Consider the following 13570-nt stretch of genomic DNA (forward strand, 5'->3'; position numbering starts at 1 on the left):
CCATCGTCTAAGATACAAGGTATCATTAAAAAACCCCTTAACAGGCCATAAGGCTTGTTAAGGGGTTTTGTTTTTAGAGGTTTCAGTCATGGCAATCAGGTTTTACTTTTCAGTAGCGTCGCTCTTTACATCGTTATTTTTAGCATCGCTATCTTGAACCGCTGTGTGTTTAGTATTATCCATCGTCTGATGCGCGGCAATCCAATTTTTCATCAAATCAATCTCAGTCTGCTGAGTATCGATGACGTTTTGTGCCAGTACGCGCATTTCTTCATCAGTTCCATATATGAGCTGAGTTGTTGCCATATTTACAGCAGCAATATGATGCGGCAACATACCACGTGCAAACGCCATGTCAGCAATAGGATCAGCAACACCCAATGTCATCTCACCATGCATGTCACTCATACCTTTGGCATAGGCCTGCTGCATCGCCTCAGTATTGGGTTTGGGTTTGGAAGAGTCAGGGTGGCTGGCTAGCCATTTATTCAAAACATCAATTTCAGCTTGTTGCGCTGTGATAATGTCTTGGGCAAGTTGGCGCATGGCATCATCAGTACCGTATTTTAGCTCGATTTTTGCCATATCCACGGCACCGCGATGATGCCCTAGCATGCCTTTAGCAAACGCTGTATCAGGGTCGTTATAATTCATACCAACCATCATCTCATCGTGCATCTGGCTCATCGATTTGGTGTAGTCTCTGAGCATATCAGACGTTTTAGAGTCATCAGCGACGTTGTCACTGTCTGTGAGCGAATCAGCATCTGTACTATCATGCTCGCTATGGGACATATCAGTGACAGGCGTCGTCGCCTCTTCTACAGGTGTTGATTGATTACTCTCTGTCATTGGCTGACACGCACTCAATATAAGCGCCGCAGAGATGCTAGTGGCCAATAATACCAAACGATGAGAAGCAATCATGACATATCCCTATTATAAAGAACCAAACGATAGATGGATCAAACCCATGGTAATAACTGATGACTATACATAACCAATGACGTGCTGAATCTTAGCAGATAAACCTTACCCATTCGAGACACGATGTTTAACGACTCGTAGTTTAATCAGTTTTAGTTTATTTATTTTATAATAAATACCGATACGGTTCATCCAACAATGATAAATCACTGAGAAATACCCAACTGCTGATAGTGCTCGCTATTGAGTTCAATGTTTACAGACTCACCAATGGCTAAGTCTCCCAATTCAAAACCTGCAACAGACCCTAAATTACAGTATTTTGAAGAAGTAAACGGTTCCTTCTAGCTTTCCGGTAGAGCTACGTGCGAATTGCGGAATCTGACCCACCTCAGTATAACCAATAGCACGATATAACGAAGATGCGATGTCACCTAAACGGGTATCAAGTACAAGTAATGACAAACCGATCTCAGATGCTACACCTTCTAGTAGCGACATTAGTTTCTTGCTAACACCTTTACCTCGAGCACCCGTATGAACCATGAGTTTTTCGACTTCTCCTCTATGTGAACCATTAGGCTTAGAACAGAGTGAAAGTTGAACTGTGCCTATTATGCTTCCGTCGTCGTATGCAAGAAACAATTTCCTAAGTCCTGATGTAAGTTCTGTCTCTACAGATGACCAGTATGATTGTATTTCTCGCTCGTCGACTGGCGTTAAGAAACCAACAGACGCACCACTCTCAACACAGTCAATTAGTAATGCATGTAATTGCTCGACCAAGCCTAAGGTAGTATTTATTTCCTTTACTTCCATGGAACGTTCCTTATTATTTAACGTTTTGCTATATAAAATTCAATAACACGCCTATCAATCATAATATCCCTATCACAGGGTGTTTAAATTGACTGGTTTTTTTATTTTTGACAGTTAATTCATTCTTGCGTCGCCCATGGTCAAACCTGCTGCATTGTCCATTCAATACGTAAAGTCAGGGTTAAACTTAAATGGTTCATCAAACTTATATTCAGAATATCGACGAAAATTTTTGGTCGTTCTATAGCTATCTGTGATCAATGTCTTGTTATCAATATGATTTTTGTCCTAACCTCTTGCATAGTGTTGAACGCTTCTTCTTATATAATGTTTTAACCAGAAATTTAGAACATCAGCTATTAAGAAATACCCAACTGCTGATAGTGCTCGCTATTGAGTTCAATCCGTATAAACTCACCAACGGCCAAGTCGCCCAATTCAAACCCTGCCACTGACCAGCGTATCAGACGAAGACAAGGCAGACCAACATGAGCGGTCATACGCCTGACTTGGCGGTTTTTGCCTTCATAAATCGTCAGCATAAGCCACGACGTTGGTATGTTTTTGCGCTCACGAATAGGCGGGTCACGCTGCCATAAGTCCATAGGCAAATCAGCTTCCTCTACTGTGATGGCAGTTGCAGGCAATGTCTTACCGTCTTTTAGGGCAACACCAGTGGTAAGCTCTTTCAGCTGCGCCGCCGTTGCTACGCCTTCCACTTGTGCTAAATAGGTCTTTGCTTGTTTACGCTTGTTTCTCGCAAAGCCAGCAGCAGAGGGTGGCTGAGTGATGGCTTTGTTGACTCGTCCATCATTGGTCAACATCAATAAGCCCTCTGATGTAGCATCGAGTCTACCTGCCACTCGCAACGACTTATCTGTAAAATACTCCGATAGCGTGGTGTGATCATTATTGCTGTCATCTCGGAACTGGCTTTGCACGCCATAAGGCTTGTTAAATAAGACGAGACTAGAGGTCGGCATAAGCGGAAATTTCCTAAATATAAGTGAGTCATTTTTTCTGGTTATCTGATAGCTATCAGGATTGAAGTATGGCTCACTTTGTTATAGTTTTTTTGATGAAGCCTACAAGCTATTATAAAGTGTTTTTTCACTATTCGCAGGTTCGCTCATGCTGTCTAACGAGATAATGCTAACAGATTACTAGAAATGGGCTAGGCAGAAGCAGCTGATCTTAACAGTAGTAGTCAAATATAATTGCATCGTCATCACTTTGTTGTAGGATAAGTGCAATGTAAAATAAGTGGCTAAAAAGGTTGTTGTTAATAATTTTAAAGACAACCAGCCAATTATGATTTTGTATAAACGACGATGCTTTTATGAGAATTATAAATATATGAGCCATAAAAAAACACCTCAACGTCCTAAGACTGTTAAGGTGTTTCTTTTACTCTAAATTAATTTGATCGCCTTTACGTAAAAACAAGAAGACAATCAAATATCATCACATTAGCAAGCTATCTAAACAAACTACAACGATGCCAATGCTTCGTTAAATAACACGCTTGGACGCATGACTTGCTCAGCGATTTTCTCATCAGCTAAGTAATAGCCTTTGATATCGACTGATTTGCCTTGAGCATCATTGAACTGTTTCATGATAGCGGCTTCGTTGTCTTGCAGAGTTTGTGCAAGCGGTTTGAATTTGGCTTTTAGATCTGCATCTTCGTCTTGCGCCGCTAGCGCTTCAGCCCAGTACATAGCTAGGTAGAAGTGACTGCCACGGTTGTCAATTTCACCTGTCTTACGTGATGGCGATTTGTTATTCAACAGCAGTGTTTCAGTGGCTTTGTCTAGCGTATCGGCCAGCACTTTGGCTTTGGTATTTTTGTCGTTCTCGGCCAAATGCTCCAAAGAGACGGTCAAGGCCAAGAATTCACCAAGTGAATCCCAACGTAGGTGGTTTTCTTCGATAAGTTGCTCAACGTGCTTTGGTGCAGAACCGCCCGCACCAGTTTCAAACAAACCGCCGCCCTTCATTAGTGGTACAACCGATAGCATCTTGGCACTGGTGCCTAGCTCTAGAATAGGGAACAAGTCAGTGAGGTAATCACGCAAGATGTTACCAGTCGCAGAGATAGTATCTAGACCACGAGCGACACGCTCTAGCGTATAACGCATGGCGCGAACCTGAGACATGATTTCGATACGTAAGCCTTCGGTATCATGATCTTTTAGATACAGTTTAACTTTTTTGATCAGCTCGTTCTCATGTGGACGGTATGGGTCTAACCAGAAGATAACAGGCGTATCTGATTCACGAGCACGGCGTACAGCAAGTTTTACCCAATCTTGGATTGGCTCATCTTTGACCTGACACATGCGCCAGATATCACCTTTTTCAACACGTTTTTCGAGTAATACTTCATCAGTATCAATATCGACAATACGGGCAATACCAGCATTACTAGATTCAAACGTTTTATCGTGTGAACCATACTCTTCAGCTTTTTGAGCCATTAGGCCAACGTTAGGAACGGTACCCATTGTCTTTGGATCAAAGTTACCATGCCATTTACAGAAATTGATCATTTCTTGGTAAATACGGGCAAAGGTAGACTCTGGCATGACCGCTTTACAATCATATAGTTTGCCGTCAGCACCCCACATTTTACCGCCATTACGAATCATAGCAGGCATAGACGCATCGACGATAATGTCGCTTGGCGAATGGAAGTTGGTAATACCTTTCGATGAGTCAACCATGGCCAGACGTGGGCGATGCTCTTGACACGCATGCAAGTCGCGCTCAATCTCTTCACGCTTTGAGGCTGGTAGTGTTGCAACCTTGTCGTATAGATCAGCCATACCGTTATTGACGTTGATGCCCAATTCTTCAAACGTAGCACCATGTTTTTCAAAGGCTTCTTTGTAATAGATACGAACGGCGTGACCAAACACGATAGGGTGTGATACCTTCATCATGGTGGCTTTTACGTGTAGTGAGAACAAGATACCAGCTTCGCGGCAATCTTCCATTTCAGTCTCATAAAACTCTAGCAATGCCTGTTTGCTCATCACCATTAGATCGATGACTTCTTTATCTAGCAAGGCAATTTTAGGTTTTAATACTTTTTGGGTACCATCATCCAGCAACAACTCCATACGTACGGTACGGGCTTTGTCTAACGTGATAGATTGCTCGCCATCATAGAAGTCGCCGCCATGCATGTGTGACACATGCGTGCTTGACCACTGTTTCCATTCACCCATTGAATGTGGGTGTTTACGGGCAAAGTTTTTTACCGCTTTCGGTGCACGGCGATCTGAGTTGCCTTCACGTAGTACTGGGTTCACTGAACTGCCTAAGCTCTTGCCATAACGCTTACGTAGCTCTTTTTCTTCATCAGTCTGTGGATCTTCTGGAAAATCAGGTAGCGCAAAGCCTTTGCTTTGTAGCTCTTTGATAGCGGCTTTTAGCTGCTGTACAGAGGCACTGATGTTTGGCAGTTTGATGATGTTGGTATTTGGGTCTTGCGTCAGACGACCAAGCTCAGCCAAGTTGTCCGGAACACGTTGCTCTTCGGTCAAGTACTCAGGGAATTCTGCCAAGATACGCGCAGCAACAGAGATGTCGCTGGTTTCAACTTCAACGCCTGCAGTTTTGGTGAATGCTTCTACAATCGGTAAAAACGACAGAGTCGCCAGCGCTGGGGCTTCGTCAGTTTTTGTATAAATAATTTTTGACATATTAGTATAATCTTCCTTTAGGCTGTAGTGAATAATAAAGCTCAGAGATAGTGTCGAATATGGGTCAATGATACTATGCAGTAATGCATGATACGCTTATATCAAGTACATCACATGTATCTTTTGAGAGATATTGAGACTGATAATACATTTTGTTTTTCTAATATTTATTGCAATGACATCGTGAAATGGTAAGTCAATGCTCTATATCAGAGTGACTTAAAACGGGTCATTGAAGGCATATTATAATCAATCCATGATAAATCCGATAGGATGTCAATCGTATACCATGAACTAAGTATACTGTTTTAGCTTATATCCTATGGTTTCTAATTATATTAAGCTAATAACAACCTTATTCTAACAGTCATCGGCTTCGATATCATCTTTTCCATAAAACTACTGTCGTTTCATTGGCTTTTATAATGAGATTGAGAGTAGGATATAAGCATCATCATAAAACACAGCCACCTATATTATAGTAGGTGGTTTTTTATTGCATATAGATGAATTTTTGCAAATTGTGACAGCAAACTATCAAAAATTTGCTAGGCTAGGTCACTAATCAATCGGTTATCGATAAATATATAGCGACTATAATAATGACAAAAAGTATGAGTTTAGAGTATGCGCTGATTAATGATACCAGTTGGCAGAGTCAGGCTGAGTGGCAGACCCCAGACACGCCTTTTATGTCATTTGAATTTTGGCAAGCGTTGGCGGATACCGGTGCCATTGGTGAGCAGGCGGGATGGTTACCGATATTTATCTTGGTACACCGTGTCGCTGACTATGCTGATAGTGAAAATAGTGCCGATAGCTTGATAGACAGCACTGCAGAAAATGCATTGCAAACTGTGGCCGTGATGCCCGTATTCATAAAGGGTCATCATCGCGGGGAGTTTGTGTTTGATCATGCGTGGGCAGAGGCTTACGCGCGCTACGGCGTGGACTATTATCCGCGATTAGTCAGCAGCGTACCCTATACGCCGATTACGGGTCAGCGTCTGTGGTTGGCAACAGGGGAGACGTTAAATGAGGATATCCTCAAAACTGCCATCGCAGGTGTCGACGATATCGCTCAACAAGTGGGTGCTTCAAGCTGGCATGGACTGTTTGTCACATCTGAGCTGGCATCTGTTGCGACCAGCTCTATGCCGACTGAGGTCGATGTGGCGCTGGCGATAGCCGCGCAAGAGCGTGGCGTAGAATCTGCGCCTATCGATATGCCGATACTTGAGCGCCAAGGCTGCCAGTTCTTATGGCAAAATAAAGACTTACTTAATGATAGTAAGCCATTTGCAGATTTTGATGCATTTTTGATGACCCTAAAAGCCAAAAAACGCAAAACCATTCGAGCTGAGCGCCGTAAAGTAGCAGAACAGGGCATCGTATGCCAGCGAAAGTGCGGTGATGCTATCAGTGATGAAGACTGGAAGGCTTTTTATCACTGTTATGTAATGACATATGCAGTACGCGGACAGCAGCCTTATCTGACGATAGATTTTTTTATGGCATTGGCAGAGAGCTTGTCTGCGCATATAATGCTCGCGCAGGCACTTGATGCCAGTGGAGAGATCATCGCTAGTAGTCTGTTCTTATATGATAAGCTCGATAGCGACAAGGCTGATGGTGATGTTGTTGATAATGCTACCTTATATGGTCGTTATTGGGGCGCACTTGGTGAGTATGACAGTTTGCATTTTGAGCTGTGCTACTATCAAGGGCTTGAGTTCGCTATTGAGCAAGGGCTGAAGTCCTTTGATCCCGGTACGCAAGGCGAGCATAAACTGGTACGTGGTTTTATTCCAACGACGACACACTCGCTGCACCGTATCTATGATCCACGTTTTGTACCGGCGATTGGCGATTTTTGTGCCAGAGATCGCGAGCATATGGCACAGTATCGACAGCAGGCATTTGAGGCATTGCCTTTTAATGCGGATAATATGCCGGATTTTGATGTGAACCAGTAGTCTTTTGATATAAACAATGAGTGCCAGCCCCTCTTATTTAATACTTCATAATTAGCCGTTAACTATGTCCAGTACTCAAACGTCTTGCTTTAACCCTCTGTCACCTCCGACTGAGCTGCTGCCTTGGCTAAATGCTGAAGGCTCTCTCACTGCTATATTAGAAGACAGAGCAGGGCAGCCACTGCGCGTGAAACGCAGCTTTGAGGGTTATCGACGACTGAGCTTGGTACAAAAAAAGCAACTGGGCTTGCAAGGTAGGATGCTGGGTCGTCCGATGCTGGCATGGGTGCGTGAAGTAGAGCTATACGGCTGTGATGAAGCGCCATGGGTGCAAGCGCAAAGTATCTTTCCCTTAACGAGTTTGCAAGGAAGCGCACGTCGTCTTCAGCAACTCAAAAGCACACCGATTGGCTACGTGTTATTCAAGCGCCGCCGTACTCTACCAAACCAGCGTTTTATAAGTCATACCGCCGAGGGCTGGCAACGGCAAACGCGTTATGATTGGTATGGCCGCACGCTAATGATCAGTGAAACGTTCTTGCCGGCGTTTTTATCTAGCGACCTATAAAAATATTTAATGTCAATATTCATATAAAAAAGCATGGATGATAGAATTTGAAGAGGATAAATCCTTTATTTTATTGGCTATTTATCTGCGTTATAGGGCCATTTAATTCCCTCATCTTAAGGTGAGGTTTTTTTGCGTTCGCAGCACAATTTTTCATGTTACACTTAATCTTTCGCAGTGATATCGATGCAAATGTATATCGATTTTATTGACGAATCAGTCAAGTTAATAGCAGGCCACTCGCCTGTGTTTGTTCTTATTTTACTCTTTGCTAATAGACGCCATTCACAATAATGGTCATACCATAAAACAGATTGTAAAAAAACAGAGTGCAGAGGTATCAAACATATCTCGAGCGACGTTGACGCAGTAGTTGTTTTATTGTGGGCAGGCTATCAGCTTCTTTTCAATGACATTTTTTCAATGACAGTCACTACTTAGGACATCACTATGTTTAAAGATATTTCTATCAAAGATTTTGATCCAGTACTTGCTGAAGCGATGGCCGCAGAAAGCGTTCGTCAAGAAAACCATATCGAATTGATCGCGTCTGAAAACTACTGCTCACAAGCAGTGATGGAAGCGCAAGGCACTGACCTGACTAACAAGTACGCAGAAGGCTATCCAGGTAAGCGTTACTACGGTGGCTGTGAGCATGTGGATGTCATTGAACAATTGGCCATTGACCGTGCAAAAGAGTTGTTCGGTGCTGAGTACGTCAACGTTCAGCCGCATTCTGGTAGTCAAGCAAACTCTGCGGTATTTTTAGCATTGCTAGAAGCCAATGACACGGTATTGGGCATGAGCCTAGACGCTGGTGGTCACTTAACGCATGGCGCACACATCAACTTTTCAGGCCTGAACTACAATGCCGTACAGTACGGATTGGTAGATGGCACTGGCCTGATTGATTATGACCAAGTAGACGCTCTAGCACGTGAGCATAAGCCTAAAATGATTATTGCTGGTTTTTCAGCATACTCACAAGTGGTCGATTGGCAGCGTTTCCGTGACATCGCGGACGAAGTAGGCGCGTATCTATTGGTTGATATGGCTCATGTTGCAGGTCTAGTTGCTGGTGGCGTTTATCCAAACCCAGTACCTTTCGCTGATGTAGTGACTACGACTACGCACAAAACCCTACGTGGCCCACGTTCAGGTATGATCTTGGCACGTGATGAAGTGCTAGCTAAGAAACTAAACTCTGCGGTATTCCCAGGCAACCAAGGTGGACCGTTGATGCATGTCATCGCGGCAAAAGCGGTTTGCTTTAAAGAAGCATTAGAAGCCAACTTTTCTACTTATCAGCAGCAAGTGGTTAAAAACGCTAAAGCGATGGCGAAAGTCGTTCAAGATCGTGGCTATGAAGTCATCTCTGGCGGTACTGAAAACCATCTCATGCTGATCAGCCTCGTTAAGCAAGAAATGACGGGTAAAGAAGCCGATAAATGGCTTGGCGACGCTCACATCACTGTGAACAAGAACGCTGTACCAAACGATCCAAAATCTCCGTTCGTAACGTCTGGTATCCGTATCGGTACGCCAGCGATTACTACTCGCGGCTTCAACGAAGCACAAGCGGGCGAGTTGGCAGGTTGGATCTGTGACGTACTAGACAGCCGCGGTGATGAAGTGGTTGCTACTGAAGTACGCGCTAAAGTAGAAGCGATTTGTGCAGAGTTGCCAGTCTATGCTAAAAATCAGTAAACTTTAGAATGGCAATAAAAAAACCGCTAAGCTTTTGCTTAGCGGTTTTTTTGTTCTTACGCTCTATAAGTATTAGGCCCTTCAACGCAAACCTATGTTGATGTGGTCATCTCGCCCTTTTAATTATATTTAGGTTGGTTATTTATACTGAAAATATTACCGATATTTATCGATAATTACCGTGAGCTTGGTTGAGTACGGCTATCAGCCTTAAAGAGTTAAGTTGATGTTTAATTAAGAAAAATATGTAAATTTTTTTGTTTATATAAAAGCATTAGTATATAGTTGGCATTGAACATCGAGTAATAATACTAATACAAATTATAATAAATAATTACACTTTGTATTAGTATCGCTGTAATTGATTGAATAATTATATAAATATTATTTTCACTAAAGGGATTTACATGAAAAAACAATCTTTAGTCGCAACGATGCTATTACTTAGCACTACTCTTGCGCAAGCAGCAGAACAACAAGGAGGTCTAGCAGCATTTGGTGCGGGCCTCGATGCCTTTATGGCCAATATATTTGGCTGGTTCGTCGATCTTATTTTCTTTTCAGTACCTCTTGGCGACGTAAGCTTTCCGCTCATTGTAGGTTGGTTATTAATTGCCGCATTAGTCTTTACCTTTTATTTTGGCTTTATTCAGTTTCGCCATATAGGCTTATCTTTAGATATTGTTAGAGGCAAATATACTGATCCAAACCCTGCTGTCAAAGAAGAAGGCGAGGTTAGCCATTTTCAAGCACTAGCCACGGCTTTGTCAGGTACCGTCGGTCTTGGTAATATCGCAGGTGTCGGTGCAGCACTCGCTATTGGTGGACCTGGCGCTACCTTTTGGATGATTATGGTTGGTCTGTTCGGTATGGCGACCAAGTTTGTAGAGTGTACGCTAGGTGTTAAATACCGTACGGTACTACCATCTGGCGTCGTATCAGGTGGCCCTATGTATTACCTAAGCCGCGGTATGGCTGAACGTGGTATGGGTGGATTGGGTAAGGTATTAGCCGTCGGTTTTGCCCTTATGTGTATATTGGCCACTTTTGGTGCTGGTAACATGTTTCAGGGTAACCAAGCCTTTGCAGTCATGAGCTCTACTTTTAGCATTCCAACGGATTACAGCATATTCTTTGGTATTGGGTTGGCTCTTTTGGTTGGTTCGGTCATCCTTGGTGGTATGCCTAGCATTGCAGCAGTGACCGAAAAAGTTGTACCTTTTATGGCTTTGTTGTATATCACAATGAGTGTCATCGTATTGGTTGCAAACTTTAATCATATCGGCGCCGCATTTGGAGAGATTTTCACAGGTGCTTTCACTGGTGCTGGCGTGGCTGGTGGTTTTATTGGTGCGTTGATTCAAGGTTTAAAACGTGCGACTTTCTCTAACGAAGCGGGTGTTGGTTCAGCCGCTATTGCTCACTCAGCGGTAAAAACAAGTGAGCCTGCTACTGAAGGCTTAGTAGCGCTGTTAGAGCCTTTCATTGATACGGTTGTTATCTGTACTATGACGGCGCTCGTTATTACTATCTCTGGGGTGAACACTGCCGCAAACTTGCAAACACAAGCAATCACTGGTGTGGATCTAACCCGTGCCGCCTTTATGGAAACAGCGCCAATTTTCCAGTACTTCTTAGCTGTCGCGGTATTATTGTTCGCCTTTTCAACGATGATCTCATGGTCATACTATGGTCTAAAAGCTTGGACTTATCTGTTCGGTGAAGGTAAAGCTGGCGAGATGATATACAAACTTATCTTCTTGATTTTCGTGGTTATCGGTACTATCGTACAGTTTAGCTTCGTTATCGACTTCTCAGATGCAGCTCTGTTCGCTATGGCTATCTTTAACATCATCGGTCTATACTTCTTGATGCCAGTTGTGAAAAGAGAGGTTAATTCTTTCGTGGCTCGTGTGAAAAGTGGTGAAGTTAAAAAGTATAAATAATGGGTTTGATTGAATACTCTATTATAGCTTGATAATTAAAAAAGCCCGCCAAGAGTAGTCTTGGCGGGCTTTTTGTGTTTTCTAATTTGATCAAGTTTTGCGCTACGACAGCATTAGCTTACATAAACGGCAACTTCGTAAATATCTGCAAGACTGTCGCATTGACGATATCAACGAAGAATGCACCAACCATTGGCACAATCAAAAACGCCTTAGGCGAAGGCAGATAACGGTCAGTGACTGCTTGCATATTGGCAATCGCGGTTGGCGTTGCACCCATACCAAAACCACAATGACCTGCCGATAGCACCGCCGCATCGTAGTTTTTGCCCATGACCTTAAAGGTAATGAAATAAACGTATAAAATCATAACGAATGTCTGTACCAGTAAGATTATGAGTACAGGGCCTGCCAAGTCTGTCAATTCCCACAGCTTTAATGACAACAACGCCATGGCCAAAAATAGGCTCAATGAGGCATTACCAATCACATCGATGGCACGGTCAAACATATCAAAGTTGAATATCATGGTTAATGAATTACGAAGAATCACACCGCCTGCCAGTGCCCATACAAAGGTAGGTAATTCAAACGATGTTCCTTCAGCAACGATGGTCATCAAGTCAGCGAAAGCCAATGCACCAGCAAATAGTGCTAAGGTTTCAATGGTAGATGATGCGGTAATGAGGCGGATGTTGTCAGGCTTCTCAAACATCTCTTGATTGTCACTGGCTTCTTTTTCACTGTGTTTGGTACTGTATAACGACTGCGCGCCTGCTACTTTTTCAACATCACTTGGATTAAGGTTGGCAGGCGTTGGCTTTAAGCCAAGTTTATTAATCAATCGACGTGCCACAGGGCCACCCACGATACCACCTGCGACCAAGCCATAGGTCGCAACAGCAATGCCTAACGTCGTCGCGCCTACCACGCCATACTCTTGCTCTAACACAGTGCCCCATGCGCCAGCGGTGCCATGACCGCCTGTAAGCGCGATAGAGCCTGTGACCAGACCTAGCAGTGGATCAAGTCCTAATGCACTTGCCATTGTCACGCCAACGACGTCTTGCAGGATAATAAATATTGATACCACAATAGTAAAAATCAGTAACGGAGTACCACCTGCTTTTAGTCGACCAAAATCAGCGCTCAGACCGATAGAAGCAAAGAACATCAGCATGGTGGCTGTCTGTAAGCCCTGATGAAAATTAAAGCTGTAGCCCCAAATAAAATTAAGGGCATACACAATGACTGCCGCAATCAATCCACCAGCGACAGGCTCTGGAATATTAAAGTCTTCTAAAAACTTGACTTTCCTTACCAAAAATCGCCCAAGTAATAGTACTAATGTGGCCAATATCAAGGTGTAATAACCGTTTAAAGTAATCTCCATACGTTAATCCTTTCTATAAAATAAATTAACCTGAATTCGGGATAAATATGGCTTTATCTCGAATTCAGGTTTCTATGATGACGAATAATGATCGGTGACCAATCTTTTGACAGTTAGACTAAACGGCATCCTCAGATGGCACAATAATCCAGAGTTCTGGTTTGCCAAAATCTCTATAAGCATCTTCAATGAGGCTCTTAAAAACATTGAAGTCTTCGGTATTTATCCTCTTCACCACCGTCAAATCAAGCGTTAAGTGCACCACCTCGCTATCTGTCAGACAGTCCCATGCGCTGTCCCAATTATGCGAAAAGTAACTGGGAAAATCACAGGCGTGGCCTAGACTTGCCAGTAGCGTGGTTTTATCCACTGTGTCACCCACGAGTATGGTAACAGCCTGAGGGGGAATGCCTGCATATAGTGCTGTACCGTTTTGGTTAATGTGGTCTTGATGAACGTAGTGGATGGCTTGGTTCTTACTTTCTTGATTAGTATTTTCTTTTTTCATGTCTGCTCGTTCCATG

Annotated in this window: 11 protein-coding genes; 4 read left to right on the plus strand and 7 right to left on the minus strand. The window is 43.2% G+C overall.

The features are described 5' to 3' along the window. Positions 1-102: 102 nt before the first annotated feature. From IP510_RS04750 to IP510_RS04765, 5 genes are all read right to left on the minus strand, one after another. The gene (locus tag IP510_RS04750; protein ID WP_194363618.1) at positions 103-927 is read right to left on the minus strand and encodes a DUF305 domain-containing protein; all 825 of its coding nucleotides are present in this window, start codon (positions 925-927) and stop codon (positions 103-105) included. A 312-nt stretch (positions 928-1239) separates the two neighbouring features. Further along, the gene (locus IP510_RS04755) at positions 1240-1746 is read right to left on the minus strand and encodes a GNAT family N-acetyltransferase (protein ID WP_194363619.1); all 507 of its coding nucleotides are present in this window, start codon (positions 1744-1746) and stop codon (positions 1240-1242) included. A 162-nt stretch (positions 1747-1908) separates the two neighbouring features. Further along, positions 1909-2022 carry a DUF6434 domain-containing protein gene (locus tag IP510_RS13940; protein ID WP_413786459.1) on the minus strand — a complete coding sequence of 38 codons (114 nt, stop codon included), beginning with the start codon at positions 2020-2022 and terminating at the stop codon, positions 1909-1911. A gap of 83 nt (positions 2023-2105) precedes the next feature. Continuing rightward, a complete protein-coding gene (locus IP510_RS04760; protein WP_194363620.1) occupies positions 2106-2729 on the minus strand; it encodes a pseudouridine synthase in 624 nt (207 codons plus the stop codon). A 507-nt stretch (positions 2730-3236) separates the two neighbouring features. After that, positions 3237-5456, minus strand: coding sequence for an NADP-dependent isocitrate dehydrogenase (locus tag IP510_RS04765; protein WP_194363621.1), 2220 nt, complete (start codon positions 5454-5456; stop codon positions 3237-3239). Between the two features lie 614 nt (positions 5457-6070). Here IP510_RS04765 and IP510_RS04770 point away from each other — a divergent pair. The 4 genes from IP510_RS04770 (at position 6071) to IP510_RS04785 (ending at position 11653) form a co-directional block, all read left to right on the plus strand. Further along, positions 6071-7432, plus strand: coding sequence for a GNAT family N-acetyltransferase (locus IP510_RS04770; RefSeq protein WP_194363622.1), 1362 nt, complete (start codon positions 6071-6073; stop codon positions 7430-7432). 64 nt (positions 7433-7496) lie between these two features. Continuing rightward, a complete protein-coding gene (locus IP510_RS04775) occupies positions 7497-8000 on the plus strand; it encodes a chorismate--pyruvate lyase family protein (protein WP_194363623.1) in 504 nt (167 codons plus the stop codon). A 450-nt stretch (positions 8001-8450) separates the two neighbouring features. Further along, a complete protein-coding gene (gene glyA, locus IP510_RS04780; RefSeq protein ID WP_194363624.1) occupies positions 8451-9707 on the plus strand; it encodes a serine hydroxymethyltransferase in 1257 nt (418 codons plus the stop codon). A 407-nt stretch (positions 9708-10114) separates the two neighbouring features. After that, positions 10115-11653, plus strand: coding sequence for an alanine/glycine:cation symporter family protein (locus IP510_RS04785; protein ID WP_194363625.1), 1539 nt, complete (start codon positions 10115-10117; stop codon positions 11651-11653). 118 nt (positions 11654-11771) lie between these two features. Here the strand turns inward: IP510_RS04785 and gltS are convergent, their stop codons facing one another. Together gltS and IP510_RS04795 are read right to left on the minus strand one after the other, a co-directional pair. Continuing rightward, complete coding sequence (gene gltS / locus IP510_RS04790) at positions 11772-13046, minus strand: sodium/glutamate symporter (protein ID WP_194363626.1); 1275 nt, start codon at positions 13044-13046, stop codon at positions 11772-11774. Positions 13047-13164: 118 nt separating this feature from the next. Then, a complete protein-coding gene (locus IP510_RS04795) occupies positions 13165-13569 on the minus strand; it encodes a barstar family protein (protein WP_227669477.1) in 405 nt (134 codons plus the stop codon). Position 13570 lies beyond the last annotated feature (1 nt).

The organism is Psychrobacter sp. NG254 (genome assembly GCF_015277735.1).
In the GTDB taxonomy this organism is placed as follows: Bacteria; Pseudomonadota; Gammaproteobacteria; order Pseudomonadales; family Moraxellaceae; genus Psychrobacter.

Bases quoted from the DNA above. Each gene is read 5' to 3' on its own strand.
- IP510_RS04795 (WP_227669477.1), bottom strand. From the start codon at position 13,569: ATGGAACGAGCAGACATGAAAAAAGAAAATACTAATCAAGAAAGTAAG.
- IP510_RS04770 (WP_194363622.1), top strand. From the start codon at position 6,071: ATGAGTTTAGAGTATGCGCTGATTAATGATACCAGTTGGCAGAGTCAG.
- IP510_RS04785 (WP_194363625.1), top strand. From the start codon at position 10,115: ATGAAAAAACAATCTTTAGTCGCAACGATGCTATTACTTAGCACTACT.
- IP510_RS04750 (WP_194363618.1), bottom strand. From the start codon at position 927: ATGATTGCTTCTCATCGTTTGGTATTATTGGCCACTAGCATCTCTGCG.
- IP510_RS04765 (WP_194363621.1), bottom strand. From the start codon at position 5,456: ATGTCAAAAATTATTTATACAAAAACTGACGAAGCCCCAGCGCTGGCG.
- IP510_RS04755 (WP_194363619.1), bottom strand. From the start codon at position 1,746: ATGGAAGTAAAGGAAATAAATACTACCTTAGGCTTGGTCGAGCAATTA.
- IP510_RS04775 (WP_194363623.1), top strand. From the start codon at position 7,497: ATGTCCAGTACTCAAACGTCTTGCTTTAACCCTCTGTCACCTCCGACT.
- glyA (WP_194363624.1), top strand. From the start codon at position 8,451: ATGTTTAAAGATATTTCTATCAAAGATTTTGATCCAGTACTTGCTGAA.
- gltS (WP_194363626.1), bottom strand. From the start codon at position 13,046: ATGGAGATTACTTTAAACGGTTATTACACCTTGATATTGGCCACATTA.
- IP510_RS04760 (WP_194363620.1), bottom strand. From the start codon at position 2,729: ATGCCGACCTCTAGTCTCGTCTTATTTAACAAGCCTTATGGCGTGCAA.